Raw genomic sequence first — 20,243 nt, forward strand, 5'->3', positions numbered from 1 at the left:
GCGTCCACTGTGTGGTTCCCGAGATACGGTCGGGAACAGGATCGACCACAACTCGATAGAGTTACGGCGGCCATAGCGAGAGGGAAACGCCCGGTCACATACCGAACCCGGAAGCTAAGCCTCTCAGCGCCGATGGTACTGCACTGGAGACGGTGTGGGAGAGTAGGACACCGCCGGACAACCATTCAGTCAGCCCCGTGGGACCAGCACACCTGGACCCACGGGGCTGACTCATATCCCCACCCCTTCCAACACCCACCCCCGCACACCGCGCAGGTCCCTTCCGCGAGGGCGCGGGCTGGTGCCAGACTGGGGAGCGTGTCCCGTGGCGGCCTCGGGCAGGTGTGGCGATCACCTGCCTCCGGCTGGGGTCTGGTCTTCGCGGCCCTGGCGCTGGTGGCGTCGTTCTCGCCGAGTCTCTTGCCGCGCACCTGGCCACTCCAAGGTGCCGCTGCCGGCGTGACCGCGGGCATCGTCTACGGCCTCACCGTGCTGGTGGTCTGGGCGGTCCGGCGTCTCACGGTCCTGCTCGGTGTCCGGGTGGAGGTGACATCGACCCCTGCACGTGGCGTCGTGGTGGGCGGATGGGTCGTCATTGGCGTGGCGTTCTTCTGGTACTGGGTCTGGGCACTGCGAGGCCAACGTCTGACCGCCGAGCTGGTGCAGATGGATCCGCCGGCAGCGTGGAAGTCAGCGCTGGCCCTCGTCCTGGGAATCGTCCTGGCGGTGGTCGGTGTCCTGCTGGGACGGTGCCTGCGGTATGCGGCGGGAGCTGTGGCCTCTCGGGTGCCTCCCGTCGTCCCGCGCTGGGCTGCTGCGGTCGCTGCCGCAGTCGTGGTGGCGGTCATCGCCGTGTGGACGACGAACGCCGTGGTGGTGTCGAGGGTCAGCCAGGCCCTGGGGGAGCGGTTCTACGAGGTCAATGAGCAGACACGTGAGGGAGTCGTCCCGCCGTCGGTGAGCGAGCGCTCGGGGAGCGCCGGGTCGCTCCTCGCGTGGAACTCCCTCGGTCAGGAGGGGCAGGTCTTCGTGACCGGCGGTCCTTCGGTCGAGGAGATCGGAGCCGTGACCGGCCGTCCCGCCGTGGAACCTGTGCGCGTCTATGGCGGGCTGGGCCATGCGGACACCTTCGACGCGGTTGCTGACCGGGTCGTCGAGGAGCTGCACCGCACGGGCGCCTTCGACCGCGAGGTCCTGGTCGTCTACAACACGACGGGCACCGGGTGGGTGAACGAGTGGTCGGTGCAGTCCCTGGAGTACCTCACCGGCGGGGACGTGGCTGTGGCGGCCATGCAGTACTCCTACCTGCCGAGCCCGTTGTCTTTGATCGCCGATCGTGTCCGGCCGCCAGCCGCGGGCAAGACCTTCTTCGATCGGGTCCACGCCGAGTGGGAAACCCTGCCCGAGCAGTCGCGGCCCCGCTTGATGGTGGCAGGGGAGTCCCTCGGCGCCTTCGGCGGCCACGGAGCCTTCGCGGACGTCGAGGACTTGGTCGAGCGGGTGGACGGGGCCGTCTGGATCGGCACCCCGGCGTTCACACCGCTGTGGCGCAGCATCACCGAGGCCCGACAGCAGGGGTCACCCGAAGTCGCTCCCGTCGTGGACAACGGCCGACACCTTCGATTCGTGACCAGGCCTGCGGACTTGCACGCCGACATCTACGGCAGGCCGCTGGGGGAGTGGGAGGATCCCAGGATCGTCTACCTTCAGCATGCCTCCGACCCCATCTCACGATGGGAGTTCGACCTGATCTCCTCGAGCCCCGACTGGATCCGTGAGAAGGCCGGCACGGACGTCAACCCCGACATCACGTGGTTGCCGTTGGTCACCTTCTGGCAGGTCACGACGGACCAGGCGCTCGGCAACGCCACCGCTGCGGGTCACGGGCATCTGTACCACCACGACCTGGTCCTGGCCTGGGCCGCCGTCCTCGGGGTCGAGGACGGAGATGCCGAAGCCATCACCGAGGCCATCGCCGCGCGACAGGCCGACCGCTAGCCGGCCGAGCCGCGCCGGAACCGACCGTGGCGGCCGTCGCCTGTGCCCCTGCGCCGGCGCGGCTAGCCGATTTGGCAGCCGACCGAGACTGCTGGTACTGTAGATCCTCGCAGCACAGGCCAATCCTGAGCAGCGACACCGATCCGGATCATCACGCGGACCGAGGCGAAAGCCCGGGTTTGCACGCGGGAGATTGGCTCGGTTACGATAGTCAGGTTGCCCCGATTGCTTCGGCCCGGTTGGGTTGTGGTGGTTGGTGTGTGTCCGATTCTTGAGAACTCAACAGCGTGCCAAAAATCAATGCCAATAACCTCGTCGTGGGGTGGGTGGTGGCTGACCGTTGTGGTTGGTTGTTGCTTGTCCTGCTTCGAATATCCTTTGGTTGATGAAGATCGAGTCAGTTGACTCGTTCTGCTCAGCTAGTTTCAGCCCTTTGTTGGGTTATGGTTTCAGGCTCCTTTGGGGTCTGTACTGTGCTTTAACGGAGAGTTTGATCCTGGCTCAGGACGAACGCTGGCGGCGTGCTTAACACATGCAAGTCGAACGGTGACCTCGGAGCTTGCTCCGGGTGATCAGTGGCGAACGGGTGAGTAACACGTGAGTAACCTGCCCCTTTCTCTGGGATAACTCCGGGAAACCGGTGCTAATACTGGATACGACCCGAGCGGGCATCCGCATCGGGTGGAAAGTTTTTCGGTAAGGGATGGACTCGCGGCCTATCAGCTTGTTGGTGAGGTAGTGGCTCACCAAGGCGACGACGGGTAGCCGGCCTGAGAGGGCGACCGGCCACACTGGGACTGAGACACGGCCCAGACTCCTACGGGAGGCAGCAGTGGGGAATATTGCACAATGGGCGAAAGCCTGATGCAGCGACGCCGCGTGAGGGATGACGGCCTTCGGGTTGTAAACCTCTTTCAGCAGGGAAGAAGCTTTTGTGACGGTACCTGCAGAAGAAGCACCGGCTAACTACGTGCCAGCAGCCGCGGTAATACGTAGGGTGCGAGCGTTGTCCGGAATTATTGGGCGTAAAGAGCTTGTAGGCGGTTTGTCGCGTCTGCTGTGAAAACTCGGGGCTTAACCCCGAGCCTGCAGTGGGTACGGGCAGACTAGAGTATGGTAGGGGAGACTGGAATTCCTGGTGTAGCGGTGGAATGCGCAGATATCAGGAGGAACACCGATGGCGAAGGCAGGTCTCTGGGCCATAACTGACGCTGAGAAGCGAAAGCATGGGTAGCGAACAGGATTAGATACCCTGGTAGTCCATGCCGTAAACGTTGGGCGCTAGGTGTGGGACTCATTCCACGAGTTCCGTGCCGCAGCTAACGCATTAAGCGCCCCGCCTGGGGAGTACGGCCGCAAGGCTAAAACTCAAAGGAATTGACGGGGGCCCGCACAAGCGGCGGAGCATGCGGATTAATTCGATGCAACGCGAAGAACCTTACCAAGGCTTGACATATACCGGAAACACCCAGAGATGGGTGCCCCGCAAGGTCGGTATACAGGTGGTGCATGGTTGTCGTCAGCTCGTGTCGTGAGATGTTGGGTTAAGTCCCGCAACGAGCGCAACCCTCGTTCTATGTTGCCAGCGCGTTATGGCGGGGACTCATAGGAGACTGCCGGGGTCAACTCGGAGGAAGGTGGGGATGACGTCAAATCATCATGCCCCTTACGTCTTGGGCTTCACGCATGCTACAATGGCCAGTACAAAGGGCTGCGATACCGCGAGGTGGAGCGAATCCCAAAAAACTGGTCTCAGTTCGGATTGGGGTCTGCAACTCGACCCCATGAAGTCGGAGTCGCTAGTAATCGCAGATCAGCAACGCTGCGGTGAATACGTTCCCGGGCCTTGTACACACCGCCCGTCAAGTCACGAAAGTCGGTAACACCCGAAGCCGGTGGCCCAACCCTTGTGGAGGGAGCCGTCGAAGGTGGGACTGGTGATTGGGACTAAGTCGTAACAAGGTAGCCGTACCGGAAGGTGCGGCTGGATCACCTCCTTTCTAAGGAGCATCTGGCCACGTGAGTGGTCCAGGAGGCCTGCCTCGGACGAGTGTTCCGGGGAGGTTGCTCAGGGTGGAACATTGATTAGTTGGCCTGCGCGGTGCGCGGGCTGTGAGTACGACCGGGGTTTCCCGGTGTGGAAAGCAGTTCGGGCCTCGGGTGGGCTTGGCACGTTGTTGGGTCCTGAGGACTCGGGCGCTTGCGCTTGACCTCATGGCCGGCCCCGGTAAGGGGGCGGTCGGGCCCTGGTTGTGGTTGAACCGCTGTCCTGCGTTCGCGTGGGAGGGTAGGCGACCGGTTGACCGGGGCGCCGCCCGTATGTTGAGAACTGCACAGTGGACGCGAGCATCTTTGTGGCTTTAAGTTTTTAAGGGCACACGGTGGATGCCTTGGCACCAGGAACCGATGAAGGACGTAGGAATCTGCGATAAGCCTCGGGGAGTCGATAACCAGATCATTGATCCGAGGATTTCCGAATGGGGAAACCCGGCTGGATTCATCTCCAGTCACCCTCGCCTGAACACATAGGGCGAGCGGAGGGAACGTGGGGAAGTGAAACATCTCAGTACCCACAGGAAGAGAAAGCAACCGCGATTCCGTGAGTAGTGGCGAGCGAAAGCGGAAGAGGCCAAACCGATCATGTGTGATAGCTGGTAGGCGTTGCATGGTCGGGGTTGTGGGACCTTCTTACTGTCTCTACCAGGACAGTGCGGAGTAAGAAATTCGTGTCATAGACGAAGGGCTTGGAAGGGCCCGGCACAGAGGGTGAGACCCCCGTAGTCGAAATGTCATGAACTCCGTGGAAGTGCTCCCAAGTAGTACGGGGCCCGAGAAATCCCGTACGAATCTGGCAGGACCACCTGCTAAGCCTAAATATTCCCTGGTGACCGATAGCGGACAAGTACCGTGAGGGAAAGGTGAAAAGTACCCCGGGAGGGGAGTGAAATAGATCCTGAAACCGTGTGCCTACAATCCGTCGGAGCCTCCTTGTGGGGTGACGGCGTGCCTTTTGAAGAATGAGCCTGCGAGTTAGTGCTCAGTGGCGAGGTTAACCCGTGTGGGGAAGCCGTAGCGAAAGCGAGTCCGAATAGGGCGATTGAGTCGCTGGGTCTAGACCCGAAGCGGAGTGATCTACCCATGGCCAGGTTGAAGCGCGGGTAAGACCGCGTGGAGGACCGAACCCACTTAGGTTGAAAACTGAGGGGATGAGCTGTGGGTAGGGGTGAAAGGCCAATCAAACTCCGTGATAGCTGGTTCTCCCCGAAATGCATTTAGGTGCAGCGTCATGTGTTTCTTACCGGAGGTAGAGCTACTGGATGGCTAATGGGCCTCACCAGGTTACTGACGTCAGCCAAACTCCGAATGCCGGTAAGTGAGAGCATGGCAGTGAGACTGCGGGCGATAAGGTTCGTAGTCGAGAGGGAAACAGCCCAGATCACCAGCTAAGGTCCCTAAGCGTGTGCTAAGTGGGAAAGGATGTGGAGTTGCTGTGACAACCAGGAGGTTGGCTTAGAAGCAGCCACCCTTTAAAGAGTGCGTAATAGCTCACTGGTCAAGTGATTCCGCGCCGACAATGTAGCGGGGCTCAAGCACACCACCGAAGCTGTGGCATTGACACATTTGCCCGGCCAGACCTTCGGGTCTGGTCCAAGCGTGTCGATGGGTAGGGGAGCGTCGTGTGGCGAGTGAAGCGGCGGAGTGATCCAGCCGTGGATGCCACACGAGTGAGAATGCAGGCATGAGTAGCGAATGACGGGTGAGAAACCCGTCCGCCGAATAACCAAGGGTTCCAGGGTCAAGTTAATCTGCCCTGGGTTAGTCGGGACCTAAGGCGAGGCCGACAGGCGTAGTCGATGGACAACCGGTTGATATTCCGGTGACCGGCGAAAGACCGACCAATACCGAATCATCTGATGCTAAGCGCCTGAAGCGTGTTGATCTCTTCGGAGTGATACTCGTGGAACGCGCGACCCGACGTTGTAGTAGGTAAGCGATGGAAGGACGCAGGAAGGTAGCCTCCGCGTGGGAATGGTAGTCCACGTCTAAGAGTGTAAGGCGGGGTGTAGGCAAATCCGCACCCCATGTGCCCCAGGCTTGATAGTGACCGCGTATGCGGGAAGAGGGTGATCCTATGCTGCCTAGAAAAGTTCCTAGCGAGGTCATAGCCGCCCGTACCCTAAACCGACTCAGGTGGTTAGGTAGAGAATACCAAGGCGATCGAGTGAATCGTGGTTAAGGAATTCGGCAAAATACCCCCGTAACTTCGGGAGAAGGGGGGCCCAGAGGGTGACGGCACTTGCTGCCCGAGCCTGAACGGCCGCAGAGACCAGGGAGAAGCGACTGTTTACTAAAAACACAGGTCCGTGCGAAGTTGCAAAACGATGTATACGGACTGACGCCTGCCCGGTGCTGGAACGTTAAGGGGACGGGTTAGCCTCACGGCGAAGCTCTGAACTTAAGCGCCAGTAAACGGCGGTGGTAACTATAACCATCCTAAGGTAGCGAAATTCCTTGTCGGGTAAGTTCCGACCTGCACGAATGGCGTAACGACTTCTCCACTGTCTCAACCACGAACTCGGCGAAATTGCACTACGAGTAAAGATGCTCGTTACGCGCAGCAGGACGGAAAGACCCCGGGACCTTTACTATAGCTTGGTATTGGTGTTCGGTACGGCTTGTGTAGGATAGGTGGGAGACTATGAAGCCGGCACGCCAGTGTCGGTGGAGTCAACGTTGAAATACCACTCTGGTCGTTCTGGATATCTAACCTCGGTCCGTGATCCGGATCAGGGACAGTGCCTGGTGGGTAGTTTAACTGGGGCGGTTGCCTCCCAAAGAGTAACGGAGGCGCCCAAAGGTTCCCTCAGCCTGGTTGGCAATCAGGTTTCGAGTGTAAGTGCACAAGGGAGCTTGACTGCGAGACAGACATGTCGAGCAGAGACGAAAGTCGGGACTAGTGACCCGACGGTGGCTTGTGGAAGCGCCGTCGCTCAACGGATAAAAGGTACCCCGGGGATAACAGGCTGATCCTGCCCAAGAGCTCATATCGACGGCATGGTTTGGCACCTCGATGTCGGCTCGTCGCATCCTGGGGCTGGAGTCGGTCCCAAGGGTTGGGCTGTTCGCCCATTAAAGCGGTACGCGAGCTGGGTTTAGAACGTCGTGAGACAGTTCGGTCCCTATCCGCTGCGCGCGTAGGAAACTTGAGAAGAGCTGACCCTAGTACGAGAGGACCGGGTTGGACGAACCACTGGTGTGTCAGTTGTCCTGCCAAGGGCACCGCTGATTAGCTACGTTCGGACGTGATAACCGCTGAAAGCATCTAAGCGGGAAGCACACTTCAAGATGAGGTTTCCATGGGGTTTACCCCGAGAGGCTCCCAGCTAGAACACTGGGTTGATAGGCCGGATGTGGAAGTGCAGTAATGCATGGAGCTGACCGGTACTAATAAGCCGATAACTTAAACAACAAAAATGCTACGCGTCCACTGTGTGGTTCCCGAGATACGGTCGGGAACAGGATCGACCACAACTCGATAGAGTTACGGCGGCCATAGCGAGAGGGAAACGCCCGGTCACATACCGAACCCGGAAGCTAAGCCTCTCAGCGCCGATGGTACTGCACTGGAGACGGTGTGGGAGAGTAGGACACCGCCGGACAACCATTCAGTCAGCCCCGTGGGACCAGCACACCTGGACCCACGGGGCTGACTCATATCCCCACCCCTTCCAACACCCACCCCCGCACACCGAATACACCGAAGTATCGTGGCATCGGCGATCGGTGGTGGGGCATGGCGCGGTCTGTGAGCGGGATAGAGTTTCCTGTCCGGCCGGACGCGCGGCGCGCTGGTGCGGAACACGACAGCTACCCCAGGAGGCACGGTGTCCAACGAGGACCAAGAGAAGCGAGACGCCGAGGAGCGGTCGTCCCGCGACGGATCCGGAACCGGAGACTTCGAGCGCCGTGACTCGCGGCGCCGGGACGCGGGGCGACGGGGCGGCGATCGTGAATCGGGCAGTCGGGGCAACGGCGACGGGCGTCGGCGCAGCCCGCAACAGTCTCGCGGCGGCGCCGGTGAGCGTCCCCGCGGTGGAGGTTCCCCTGGGGACAGGTGGGCTGATGGCGCATCCCGGGGCGCGGGACGTGGGAGGGACGATGGGCGGGGGTACTCCGGTGGCGGGCGTGCCGGTGGGGCGGGCTGGCGGGAGCGCGCGTGGGAGGAGCGCGGCAACCGGGACGGCGGTGGCCGCTGGGACGACCGTCGCCGCGATGACCGGGGTGAGCGGCGTGGCGGACGCGACGAGCGTGGGCGCGGCGGCTGGGAGAACCGGGGTGAGCGGCGTGGCGGACGCGACGAGCGTGGGCGCGGCGGCTGGGACGACCGAGGAGGGCGAGACGGGCGGCGTGACGAGCGGGGGGGCGGCGGCTGGGAGAACCGGGGTGAGCGGCGTGGCGGACGCGACGAGCGCCGCGGAGGACGGGATCAGCGCGGCCGGTGGGAGGAGCGTGAGGGTGCCGGGGCGCGTGACAGGCGCGAGGACCGCCCCCGCAGGGACGACCGGTCTCGCAGGGACGACCGGCCGCGCAGGGATGACCGGCCTCGTAGAGATGACCGTCCGCCGAGGGCTGGGGGCGGGCCTGGCGGCCGCCCGTCGGGCGATCGCTACGACCGTCCGCACGGAGACCGGGAGCGGGAGCGCACTGCACGCCGGACGCCCGAGCCGGAGATCCCCGAGGGCGTGGACACCTCGTCCCTGGACCGGGGGGTGTGGCAGGAACTGCGCACCCTGAGCAAGGACAACGCTGCGGGCGTCGCCGAGCACCTGGTGGCCGCCGGAATGGCGATGGCCGAGGGAGAGCTGGACCGGGCGTTGGAGCACGCGAAGACCGCGTCACGTCGGGCCGGTCGGGTCGCCTCGGTGCGCGAGGCGCTCGGCGTCGTGCACTACCGGCGCGGTGAGTGGTCCAGTGCGCTGGCGGAGTTCCGCACGGCCCGCCGGCTGTCGGGAAGCAACCACCTGCTGCCGCAGATGGCTGACGTCGAGCGTGGGCTGGGGCGACCGGAACGTGCCCTGGACCTGGCCGCCGGCCCCGAGGCAGAGACTCTGTCGCGCGCGGACCGGGTCGAGCTGGCCATCGTGGTCGCCGGCGCCCGTCGCGACATGGGGCAGCACGACGCGGCGGTGGCCACGCTGCGTGACCTCGCCCGGACCACGCGCCCGACCCAGGCATGGGCGGCACGACTCTTCTATGCGTATGCCGACGCCTTGCTGGCGGTGGACCGGGCGGACGAGGCGCGGGAGTGGTTCGCGCGGTCGCTGGACGCCGACGCTGCCGCGGAGACCGACGCCGACGAGCGACTCGCCGAGCTCGACGGCATCGCGCTCACCGACCTGGAGGACGTGGACGAGCCGGAGCGCGACCTGGAGGCCGAACCGGAGCGCGAGGCCGTGGCCGATCCGCAGGACGAGGAGGTCCCGGTCGACGGGGCCGAGGCGGCCACCGAGGACGGCCGGGCGTGACGGAGATGCCGGAGCGGCTTGACACCCAGCGCTACCGCGGGCTGATCTGCGACCTGGATGGCGTGGTCTACCGCGGGGGCGAAGCCTGCCCGGGCGCAGTGCAGGGTCTGGAGGAGGCTCGGGCGGCGGGAGTCAGGCTGCTGTTCCTGACCAACAACGCGGGGCACCGCCCCGAGGACGTGGAGGACCGGCTGCGCGCGCTGGGAGTGACCGTGGAGCCGGGGGAGGTGCTCACCAGCTCGATGGTGGCGGCGGCCCACGTCGCGTCCCTGCCTCCGCCCGCCCCGGATGCGGTGGCCCTGGCCGTCGGTGGGCCCGGCGTGCGCTTGTGCCTGGAACGTGCCGGTGTGCAGACCGTCGGCCCGGCCGAGCTGGCTGAGGGGACGGGCCAGCCGGTGTGGGTCGTGGTGCAGGGTTACGGGCCGCAGCTGACCGTCGCCGATCTCAACGAGGCCGCCTACGCCCTCAACGCCGGTGCCCGGTGGGTGGCCACGAACGCGGACAGCACACTGCCCACCGAACGAGGCCTGGCCCCGGGGAACGGCTCGCTGCTGGCAGCGGTGTCCCACGCGACCGGCCGAGCACCCGACATCGTGCTCGGCAAGCCGGAGCGCGCAGCGTTCGAGGCGGCCCTGGATGTGCTCGGCCTGGCGCCTCATGAGGTGCTCGCGCTGGGGGACCGGCTGGACACCGACATCCGGGGGGCCCGTGCGGCGGGCATCCCCACCGCGCTGGTCCTGACCGGGGTGCACGGGCGCGACGACGTGGCGGCTGCGCCCCAGGGGTCACGGCCCGACCTGATCGTCGACACCATCCCCGACCTGGGACTGGGCAAGCCCGCGTGACTTGGGAATGCGCAAGCCTACGGGGCCTAGGGTTGGGCAAGCCCGCGTGACCTGGGACTGCGCGAGCCCGCGCGACCTGGACCTGGGCGACGGCCGGGCACGCCGACGTCGATGACCCCGGCGTGCGTCCCCGACCAGGTAGCGTGGAGCCGATGACCGAGAACCCCGCCCCCACCACCGGCGATCCCGTCGTGGACGAGGCCCTCGCCGAGTTCGCCGAGCACGCCGACGGGGCCCTCCCGGACCGGGTGGCCGCCGCCACCGAGGCGCACCGTCGGCTGCAGCACCGGCTGAGCGAGCCGGCCGCGCCGGAGGGCGACGCCCCGCGACCGGGTGCCTGACGGCAGGCGCTCCGTGCCCGACAGCGAGCCGTCCCGTGTCTGAGGGCACCCGTCTGGACCGGCTGATGGTCGATGCCGGGCTGGCCCGTTCGCGGGGGCAGGCGCAGGACCTGGTGCGTGCCGGAGGGGTGCGCGTCGGTGGGCGCGTGATCCACAAGCCGTCGTATGCCGTGCCGCCGGGTGCCGAGGTCGCCGTCGACCGGCCCGGGGAGGACTGGGTGGGCCGCGGCGCAGAGAAGCTGCGGGCGGCACTGGAGGAGTGGGCACCGCTGGGCCTGGACGTGGCCGGACGGCGCTGCCTCGATGTCGGCGCCTCCACCGGCGGGTTCACCCAGGTGCTGCTGCGGGCCGGGGCCGACCACGTGACCGCCCTGGATGTCGGCAGCGGACAGTTGGTGGCGGAGCTGGCGGAGGACGACCGGGTCCGGGACCTGCCGGGCATCAACATCCGCCAGGTGCGCCCGGATGACCTGGGCCCGCCCTTCGACCTGGTCGTCGCGGACCTGTCCTTCATCTCGCTGACCACGGCACTGCCGTCGATGGCCCTGCTGCTGGCACCGGGCGGGGCGATGGTGCTGCTGGTCAAGCCACAGTTCGAGGTGGGTCGGGAACGGCTCGGCAAGGGCGGCCTGGTGCGCCGGGCCAGGGACCGGGCGGCGGCGATCGCCCGGGTGGTGGCCGCCGCCGCACAGGTCGGCCTCGGCGTCAGCGCCCTGACCCGGTCGGCCGTCACCGGCACCCACGGCAACGTGGAGTACCTGCTGTGGTTGGCCGGGGCCGCACCCGGCATGATGAGCACGCCGGAGATCACCCTCCGGATCGAGGAGCTGACCGGGGAGGAGCCGGCATGACACGCCGCGTGCTGATGCTCACCCACCCGCAACGGCCCGAGGTGCAGCCCCTGGCGCGGGAGTTCGCCGCGCTGCTGCGGGACCGCGGGGTCGAGGTGGCCACCATCGAGGAGACCGCCGGAACGGTGAGCGCCGACTGGGTGCCCCCGGAGGCGGCCCTGGCCCGCGACTCCGAGCTGGTCGTCGTCCTCGGCGGGGACGGCACCATCTTGCGCGGCGCGGAGGTGGCCCGGGACGCCGGGACCCCCCTGCTCGGCGTCAACCTGGGGCGGGTCGGGTTCCTCGCGGAGGCGGAGCGTGAGGAGGTCACCGAGGTCGTCGACCGGATCGTGGCCCGCGACTACACGGTCGAGGAGCGGATGACCCTGGAGGTCGACGTCTACCGCGACGGCGCCCGGGTGGCCCACAGCTGGGCGCTGAACGAGGCGAGTGTGGAGAAGGCCGCCCGCGAGAAGATGCTCGAGCTCACCGTCGAGATCGACGGCCGCCCGCTGTCCACCTGGGGTTGTGACGGGGTGGTGATGGCCACGCCCACCGGCTCCACGGCATACGCCTTCTCCGGAGGGGGACCCGTCGTCTGGCCGGACGTCGCGGCCCTCCTGGTGGTGCCCATCTCCGCGCACGCCCTGTTCGCCCGCCCGCTCGTCCTCGGCCCGGACACGCACCTGGCCGTCGAGGTGGTCCCGCACGCCGGGGTGACCGGCGTGATGTGGTGCGACGGCCGACGTGCCGTGGACCTCCCTCCCGGCGCCCGCATCGAGGTGCGGCGCAGCGGGGTGCCGGTGCGCCTGGCGCGGCTGACCAGTTCGCCGTTCACCGACCGGCTGGTCGCCAAGTTCCAGCTCCCGGTCCAGGGCTGGCGGGGTCGCCCCGACGGTGCGGCGACCTAGAATCACAGCGTGCTCAGCCGGATCCGGATCCAGCGGCTCGGCGTCATCGACGACGCCGAGCTGGATCTCGCGCCCGGGCTGAACGTCATCACCGGGGAGACCGGCGCCGGCAAGACCATGGTCGTCTCGGGGCTGGGCCTGCTGCTCGGTGACCGGGCCGACTCGAGCCTGGTGCGCTCGGGGGCCCGCGCGGCGGTCGTGGAGGGCGAGCTGGACCTCCCGGCCGGGCACGCGGCGCTGGAGCGGGCGGAGGGCGCCGGAGGGGAGGTCGAGGACGGACTGATCCTGGTGCGGACGGTCAGCGCCGAGGGTCGCTCCCGCGCCCATGTCGGAGGCCGCGCGGCACCGGTCGGCGTGCTCACCGAGATCGGCGAGCTGGTCGTCGCCGTCCACGGACAGGCCGACCAGTGGCGGCTGCGGCGGCCGGACCAGCACCGCGTCCTGCTGGACACCTTCGGCGGGGAGGAACTCACCGCCGCTCGCACGGCATACGAGCAGGTGTATGACGAGTGGCTGGCCGCGCAGGAGGACCTCACCACGCTGCGGGGAGCCGTGGGGGAGCGCACCCGGGAGGCCGAGATGCTCCGGACCGCGCTGGCGGAGATCGAGGCGGTGGACCCGCACCCCGGTGAGGAGGAGGACCTGAGGGTCGAGGCGGAGCGGTTGGGTCACGGGGACGCGCTGCGCCGGGCCGCGGAGGAGGCGCACGAGGTCCTCACCGGTGAGGACGCGCAGGGATACACCCCGGTGTCGGACCTGCTGGCCGGGGTCACCCCACCGTTGACGCAGGCGGGGGAGCACGACCCCGCCCTGGCGGACCTGGGTCGACGGGCTGCGGAGCTGGGCTACCTGGCCTCTGACCTTGCCTCCGATCTGGCCTCCTACGCCGCCGGGGTCGAGACCGACCCGCAACGGCTGGCCGACGTGCAGGAACGCCAGGCCGCCCTGACCGCCCTGCTGCGTCGCTACGGGGCCACGACCCACGAGGTGCTGGCCTGGGCCCAGGAGTCGGCCGGCAGACTGACCGACCTGGAGCGGTCCGACGACCGGATCGTCGAGCTGACCGCGCAGGTGGAGCGGGCCCGGGAGGAGCTGCTGTCACGCGGCGTCGACCTGAGCGCGTTGCGGCGCGTTGCGGCACAGACGCTCGGCGCCCGGGTGACCGAGGAGCTCGCCCACCTGGCCATGGGGTCGGCCGAGGTCGTGGTGGCCGTGGGCAGCGCCCCGGACGAGGAGGGCCTGGAGGTCCCCGGGGAGGGCCGGGTGAGGGCACGGCGACACGGTCTGGACGACGTCGAGATCCGGCTGGCGGCCAACCCGGGAACCCCCGCGCGCACGGTGACCCGGGCAGCCTCGGGCGGCGAACTGTCCCGCGTGATGCTGGCACTGGAGGTGGTCAGCGCGCAGGGCGAGGTGCCGACGTATGTCTTCGACGAGGTGGACGCGGGAGTGGGCGGCGCCGCGGCACTGGACCTCGGGGCGCGGTTGGCGGCGCTGGCCCGGCACGCGCAGGTGATCGTGGTGACCCACCTGGGGCAGGTGGCGGCGTTCGCCGACCGGCACTTGGTCGTGCAGAAGAGCTCGCAGGGCCAGGTCACCTCGAGCGGGGTCCACCCGGTCGAGGGGGAGGACCGGGTCGCCGAGATCGCCCGGATGCTCGGCGGGGTCAGCGACTCCCGCGCGGCGCTGGAGCACGCCGCAGAGCTGCTCGCGGAGCACGCTGTGCAGCGCGCCGGGGGCTGACCAGCGCCGAACACGGGCGGCGGTCTGGCACGATGGGCGATCATGACCTTGTCCAGACGGCCGGCGCACCGGGACGTCCCGGAGGACTCACCCGTCGCCGGGCCCATCCGGGTTGATCCGCGGACCAAGAACCTCACCAAACGGCTCACGCCCGGGGACATCGCCGTGATCAACCACGAGGACCTCGACCAGGTCAGTGCCCAGGCCCTGGTGGCCTGCCGTCCCAGTGCCGTCGTCAACGCTGCCGCCTCGATCAGCGGGGCCTACCCTAACCTCGGGCCCCAGATCCTGCTGGAGGCCGGTATCCCCCTGCTGGACCGGGCGGGTGAGACCCTGATGACCCAGGTCACCGAGGGGGCCGAGGGGCGACTCGAGGGCACCAGGGTGCTGGTCGACGACGCGGTCCTGGCCGAGGGCACCCGGCTCACCCTGCCGGACGTCCACGAGGCGATGGAGGCGGCCCGCGGCAACGTCTCGGAGCAGATCTCCTCCTTCGCCCGCAACACGATGGAGTACGTCAAGAACGAGCAGCACCTGCTGCTCGACGGCATCGACCTGCCGGAGTTGAGCACCCCGATGCGGGGCAGGTACGCCCTCGTGGTCGTCCGTGGGTACCACTACAAGGAGGACCTGCAGACGCTGCGCCCCTTCATCCGGGAGGCCAAGCCGGTGCTGATCGGCGTGGACGGCGGGGCGGACGCCCTGGTCGAGCTGGGGCACCGACCCGACCTCATCGTGGGCGACATGGATTCGGTCAGCGACGGGGCGCTCACCTCCGGGGCGGAGATCGTTGTCCACGCCTACCGTGACGGGCGGGCACCCGGGCTGGACCGGGTGCAGGCGCTGGGGGTCAGCGACCCGATCGTGCTCGCCGCGACGGGCACCAGCGAAGACGTGGCCATGCTGCTGGCCGACGGCCTCGGGTGCGAGCTGATCGTGGCGGTGGGGACCCACGCCACGCTCATCGAGTTCCTGGACAAGGGCCGCCAGGGGATGGCCAGCACGTTCCTGACCCGGCTGCGGGTCGGCGGCAAACTGGTCGACGCCAAGGGCGTCAGCCTGCTCTACCGTTCCCGGATCTCCGGTGCCGCACTGATCTGGTTGGTGATCGCCGGACTGCTCGCAGTGGGTGCTGCCCTGGCCGCGACACCGGGCGGGCGCACCCTGTTCCAGGTGCTGGCCGTGCGCTGGGACGACTTCTGGGCCTTCGTCGGGGGGATCTTCGGGTGATCGACTTCCGCTACCACATCGTCTCGCTCGTCGCGGTCTTCCTGGCGCTGGCGGTCGGCATCGTCCTGGGCGCCGGTCCCCTGCGCGAGGAGCTCGGCAACACCCTGGAGTCCCAGGTGTCCGAGCTCCGGGACGAACGTGCGTTGCTGCGTGCCGAGCTCGATGACACCCAGCTGCGCAATGACGCCAAGGACGAACTGGTCTCCATCCTGGCGCCGGTGGCCACGCAGGACCGGCTCGCCGACACGCGGGTGGGCATCGTGATGTTGCCCGGGGCCGACAACACCATGCACGACACCGTCAGCGACACGGTCGCCCGGGCAGGTGGCCAGGTGGTCGCCACCACCTGGTACCGCAACGAGGCAGAGGACCCTGAGCTCGCGGCGACCCGACACGAGCTGGCCCAGGAACTGGCAGCCCTCGTCGGTGATCCGGAGCCCCGCGAGGGCAGCGAGCCGACGCTCGGCACCGTCCTGGCCGCAGTCATCGCCGGCGTGGACGAGCCGGGCCAGAGCGGTCAGTGGGCGGTGGCCCAGCAACGGCTGGAGGAGTTGGACTTCGTCGAGGTCGACCGGGACGAGGACCACGACAACGTGGCTGTCCCCGGGACCCCCGACCTCGGGCCGCCCGACGCGGTCGTGGTGATCAGCGGGGGGCTGAGCCAGGCGGCGGTGGAACAGGACGAGGACGGAGCCGGCCTGCTGGCGGCCCGGTTGGACCTCGTCGCGGCACTCGGGGCGATCGAGATGCCGACCGTCGTCCTCGGCTACGGCACGGAACACTTCGAGAACCCGGAGGGTCAGACGCACGACGCACTGCTGCAGGCGGTGCGCGGCGACGGGTCGGTCGCCGACACCGTCGCCACGGTCGACAACGGGGACTCCTACACCGGTCAGGTGGCACTCGTCCTCACGCTCGGCCAGGCGCTCGTCGGGCAGTTCGGCCAGTGGGGGGTGGGCCCGGGTGCCGAGGGGGTGGCGCCGCAGATGCCCGCCTCGCGGGCGGTCGACGGGGAGGGCCCCACCGGACCCGTGGTCCAGCCCCCGGTGGCCACCCTGCCACCGGGCAGCGGGATGTCGCCCACCGAGGGGGAGCCGGGCGGCAACGACGACAGCAGCGGCGAACCCTCCGACCCGGCGGGCGACACCTCGGACGCCACGGCCACACCGTGAGCGGACCGATCCCGGGCGGGGCGCGGGTGCGGGACCTGGCCCTGGCCGCTGCGGCCGCCGGGCTCACGGGCGTGCTGTGGCACCGGCTCAGGACGGGTCCGGTGCCCGGCGGCGGACGACGCTGGTCCCGCACCAACCACGCCGGTGACCAGGTCACCCTGCTGGAGGGCGTCGCCCTGGTGGCCGGTGCCGCCGGGACCGCGGCCCTGTGCGGACCCGTCGCCGGGGCGGGGGCCGCGCGATCCGCCGCCGTCGTCGTCACCGCCGGGGGAGCGGGCTGGGTCGGCGCGGTCGACGACCTGCGGCAGGACACGGACCGCAAGGGGCTGGCAGGACACCTCGGGGCCCTGGCCAAGGGCCGGGTGACGACCGGGTCGCTGAAGATCCTGGTCCTCGCCGGGACCGGTCTGGTCGCCTGCGCCCTGGTGGACCGGGCGTCCGCGCCCGCAGGAGCCGGGGAGCCGCCCGTGCCTGCGCTGTGGCGGACCGTCGTGGGAGGGGCCGTGGTGGCCGGTGCTGCCAACCTGACCAACCTGCTGGACCTGCGCCCCGGGAGGGCGCTGAAGGCCGGGCTGCTCGGGTCGGTGCCGCTCGCGTCCACCGGCCCGGGGTCCCCGGTCGCGGGCGTCGTGGCGGGCACGGCAGCGGCCCTGCTGCCCGCCGACCTGGCGGGGACCAGCATGCTGGGCGACACGGGCGCCAACCCCCTGGGCGCCCTGGTGGGCCTGGCCATGGTGGACCGGTGGCGCGGTCCGGGGCGGATGGTCGCCCTGGGCGTGATCACCGGCCTGACCCTGGCCTCCGAGCGGGTCAGCTTCACCGCCGTCATCGAGTCGACCCCGGTGCTGCGCGAACTCGACGCGCTGGGGCGCCCACCGCGGTGAGCGCTCCCAGCCCCCGCCTGGCTGCCGGGAGCCTGCTGGCCGGGGCCGGGATCATCGCGGCCACCACGCTGGTCTCCCGGGTGGTGGGGCTCGGCCGCTGGTTCGTCTTCTCCCACTCCGTCGGGGCGACCTGCGTGGGCCAGATCTACGCGACGGCCAACCAGGTGCCCAACGTGCTCTACGAGATCGCGGCCGGTGGGGCGCTCGCGGCAGTCGTCGTGCCCCTCGTCGCGGGCCACCTGAACCGGGGCGCCGAGGACGCGGCGGACAGGACCGCGTCGGCGCTGCTGACCTGGGCGCTGAGCCTGCTGGTGCCGCTGGCCGTCGTCGTCGCGCTCCTCGCCGGACCGATCGCGGGCGCACTGCTGGGTGAGCAGAGCTGCGAGCAGCCATCGGCCACCCGGACCGGTGCCCTGATGCTCGTGATCTTTGCCCCCCAGGTGGTGCTCTACGGCATCGGGATCGTGCTGGCCGGCGTCCTGCAGGCGCACCGACGATTCCTGGCGGCCGCCCTGGCCCCGCTGCTGTCCAGCCTCGTCGTGATCGCCGCCTACCTGGCCTACGGCATGCTGCGGGGCGAGGGCCCGGCGCCGGAGGACGCCGGCCGCGAGGCCATCCTGGTGCTTGCCTGGGGCACCACCGCCGGTGTCGTGGCGCTGAGCCTGCCGTTGTTCCTCCCGGCACTGCGGGCCGGGGTGCGGCTGCGCCCCACGTGGCGCTTCCCGGAGGGGACCGGGTCCCGGGCCGGGGCCCTGGCGGTGGCGGGACTGATCGCCGTGGGCGCCCAACAGCTGTGTGTCCTCGCCACCGTGTGGTTGGCCAACCGCTCCGCGGACGTCGGCGTGGTCAACGTCTTCACCTACACCCAGACGGTCTACCTGCTGCCGTATGCCGTGCTGGCCGTGCCGCTGGCCACCGCGGCCTTCCCCCGGCTCACCGACCCGGGGGAGGCCACGGCGACGCTGCGCCGGACCGCGCAGGCGGTGCTGGCCACGGGGGTGGTCGCCGCGGTCGCGCTGGTGGCGGTGCGGCGTGAGGTCGGCGAACTGTTCCTGGCGCTGGACGCCGGGGCGGGCAGTGCGGGACGGGGGGCGCTGGAGGCGTTGCCCACGGCCGTGGCCGCCTACGCCCCGGGGCTCGCCGGATTCGGCCTGGCCGCACTGCTCACCCGGGCCCTCTATGCCCACGGCAGCGCCCGGGCGGCCGCCGGCTCCGTGGCCGCCGGGTGGCTCCTCGCGGCGGCGCTCCCCCTCCTGCTGCTGGCGCCCGCGCAGGGCGCCACGGCGTCGCACACCCTGGTGGTGCTCGGCGCCGCCAGCGCACTGGGCATGACCCTCACAGCCCTGTTGCAGGCCCGCCAGGTGCGGCGGGACTGGGGGCCGGGGGCGCTCGCGGGGAGCCTGCGCCCGGCAGTCGTCGCCGCGCTCGGTGCCCTGGTCGTGCTCGGTCTGCGGGAGGTGCTGGGCGTGGCCTGGTCGCCGGCGGGCCCGTGGGAGGCGGTCGTGTCGGCCGGCGTCACCGGCCCGACCGTCCTCGCGGCCGGGCTCCTGGGGGTGCGTGCCGTAGCCCCGGAGACCTTCCTGCGGATCCGTCGGGCCATCACCCGGAGCGGCCCCGGGGGCCGGGATAGGACAGACTGAGGTCGTGACGGACATCCTGCTGGTGACGGGCCTGGTGGCCGGTGGCGTCGGGCGACACGTGACCGGCCTGGCAGCCGGGTTGGTCGCCGAAGGGCACCAGGTGTCGGTCGCCTGCCCGCAGGTCGTGGCCGCCAGGTTCGACATCGAGGGCACCGGCGCCCGGGTGGTGCCGGTCGACATCGGCTCCCGCCCCGCGCCCCGCAGGGACCGTGCGGCCACGGCCACGCTCCGGGCTGCGATGGAGGGGCACGAGGTGGTGCACGCCCACGGGTTGCGGGCCGGTGCGCTCGCCCTGTTCGCCCGCGGACAGGCGACGAGCCCGGCCGTGGTCGTCACCAGCCACAACGCGGCACCGGAGGGGCGGCTTGCCGCGGCCGTGCACCGCGGACTGGAACGCAAGGTCTGCCAGGGCGCCGACCTGTTCCTGGGGGTCTCCGAGGACCTCCTGGAGCGGGCCCGCGAGCGGGGCGCGACCGAGACCGACCGCGCGGTCGTCGCGGCAGCGCGGGCCGTGCCGCAGACCAGCCCGGAGACCGTCCGGGCGGCGCTCGGGGTCACCCCCGGCCAGATGCTGGTCGTCAGCGTCGGACGCCTCGCGGCGCAGAAAGCCTTCGACCGGCTGCTCGAGGTGCTGGGCCGGGAGGAGTTCACCGGCCTCGACCTGCAGGTCGCCATCGTCGGGGACGGCCCGCAGCGCGAGTCCCTGCAGCGCACCATCGACCGCCTCTCGCTCCCGGTGACCCTCCTGGGGCACCGGGACGACGTCGCGGACCTGCTCGCGGCCGCCGACGTGGCGGTCTCCTCGGCCCGGTGGGAGGGACAGCCGGTGTGGGTGCAGGAGGCGCTCAGCGTCGGTGTCCCGATCGTGGCGACCGACGTCGGCGGCACCGCCGAGGTGCTCGACGGGGGCGGGGTGCTGGTGCCCGGGGACGACCCGGAGGCACTGGCTGCCGGCCTCGCAGGCGTGCTCACCGACGCGGACCTGCGTGCGGAACTGCGCGAGCGCGCCCTCCTGCGGGCGGGACAACTGCCCAGCGGTGAGGACGCCGTCCGGGCCGCGCTCACGGCATACGGGCGAGCCGCTGACCTGACCCCCGCACCCGGTGACGTAGACTGACAGCCC

12 protein-coding genes and 4 rRNA genes are annotated in these 20,243 nt (G+C 69.2%); all 16 read left to right on the top strand.

Annotated elements, in window-relative coordinates; all coding sequences use genetic code 11:
* Window positions 1–62 precede the first annotated feature (62 nt).
* The 16 genes from rrf (AC1QRC_RS11475) to AC1QRC_RS11550 all read left to right on the top strand — a co-directional run bounded on the left by rrf (AC1QRC_RS11475) (window position 63) and on the right by AC1QRC_RS11550 (window position 20,237).
* Window positions 63–179 (top strand): 5S ribosomal RNA (gene rrf / locus AC1QRC_RS11475).
* 139 nt (window positions 180–318) lie between these two features.
* Complete coding sequence (locus tag AC1QRC_RS11480) at window positions 319–1,998, top strand: alpha/beta hydrolase (RefSeq protein ID WP_484203441.1); 1,680 nt, start codon at window positions 319–321, stop codon at window positions 1,996–1,998.
* A gap of 478 nt (window positions 1,999–2,476) precedes the next feature.
* Window positions 2,477–3,998 (top strand): 16S ribosomal RNA (locus tag AC1QRC_RS11485).
* Between the two features lie 358 nt (window positions 3,999–4,356).
* A 23S ribosomal RNA gene (locus AC1QRC_RS11490) occupies window positions 4,357–7,467 on the top strand.
* Between the two features lie 74 nt (window positions 7,468–7,541).
* Window positions 7,542–7,658, top strand: a 5S ribosomal RNA gene (gene rrf / locus AC1QRC_RS11495).
* Together the 16S, 23S and 5S rRNA genes form the textbook arrangement of a ribosomal RNA operon.
* A 1,083-nt stretch (window positions 7,659–8,741) precedes the next feature.
* Window positions 8,742–9,524, top strand: coding sequence for a tetratricopeptide repeat protein (locus AC1QRC_RS11500; protein ID WP_484203442.1), 783 nt, complete (start codon window positions 8,742–8,744; stop codon window positions 9,522–9,524).
* Between the two features lie 5 nt (window positions 9,525–9,529).
* Window positions 9,530–10,369: an HAD-IIA family hydrolase gene (locus AC1QRC_RS11505; RefSeq protein WP_484206626.1), complete on the top strand. Its 840-nt coding sequence runs from the start codon at window positions 9,530–9,532 to the stop codon at window positions 10,367–10,369.
* Between the two features lie 152 nt (window positions 10,370–10,521).
* Window positions 10,522–10,710 (top strand): hypothetical protein, encoded by a 189-nt coding sequence (locus AC1QRC_RS11510; protein ID WP_484203443.1) that lies wholly within the window; start codon window positions 10,522–10,524, stop codon window positions 10,708–10,710.
* 35 nt (window positions 10,711–10,745) lie between these two features.
* Window positions 10,746–11,561, top strand: coding sequence for a TlyA family RNA methyltransferase (locus AC1QRC_RS11515; protein WP_484203444.1), 816 nt, complete (start codon window positions 10,746–10,748; stop codon window positions 11,559–11,561).
* Window positions 11,558–12,451: an NAD kinase gene (locus AC1QRC_RS11520; protein WP_484203445.1), complete on the top strand. Its 894-nt coding sequence runs from the start codon at window positions 11,558–11,560 to the stop codon at window positions 12,449–12,451. The genes AC1QRC_RS11515 and AC1QRC_RS11520 overlap by 4 nt, the downstream gene beginning before the upstream one ends.
* A gap of 9 nt (window positions 12,452–12,460) precedes the next feature.
* On the top strand, window positions 12,461–14,194 hold the full coding sequence (gene recN / locus AC1QRC_RS11525) for a DNA repair protein RecN (protein ID WP_484203446.1): 1,734 nt from the start codon (window positions 12,461–12,463) through the stop codon (window positions 14,192–14,194).
* Window positions 14,195–14,236: 42 nt separating this feature from the next.
* Window positions 14,237–15,424, top strand: a complete 1,188-nt coding sequence (gene steA, locus AC1QRC_RS11530; RefSeq protein ID WP_484203447.1) for a putative cytokinetic ring protein SteA — start codon at window positions 14,237–14,239, stop codon at window positions 15,422–15,424.
* Complete coding sequence (locus AC1QRC_RS11535; protein ID WP_484203448.1) at window positions 15,421–16,596, top strand: copper transporter; 1,176 nt, start codon at window positions 15,421–15,423, stop codon at window positions 16,594–16,596. The genes steA and AC1QRC_RS11535 overlap by 4 nt, the downstream gene beginning before the upstream one ends.
* Window positions 16,593–17,480 (top strand): hypothetical protein, encoded by an 888-nt coding sequence (locus AC1QRC_RS11540; RefSeq protein WP_484203449.1) that lies wholly within the window; start codon window positions 16,593–16,595, stop codon window positions 17,478–17,480. The genes AC1QRC_RS11535 and AC1QRC_RS11540 overlap by 4 nt, the downstream gene beginning before the upstream one ends.
* A complete protein-coding gene (murJ, locus tag AC1QRC_RS11545; RefSeq protein ID WP_484203450.1) occupies window positions 17,477–19,120 on the top strand; it encodes a murein biosynthesis integral membrane protein MurJ in 1,644 nt (547 codons plus the stop codon). The genes AC1QRC_RS11540 and murJ overlap by 4 nt, the downstream gene beginning before the upstream one ends.
* Window positions 19,121–19,124: 4 nt before the next feature.
* Entirely contained in the window at window positions 19,125–20,237 is a 1,113-nt protein-coding gene (locus AC1QRC_RS11550; protein ID WP_484203451.1) for a glycosyltransferase family 4 protein, read from the top strand.
* The last annotated feature ends 6 nt before the right edge of the window (window positions 20,238–20,243 follow it).

It is taken from the genome of Ornithinicoccus sp., from assembly GCF_057176825.1.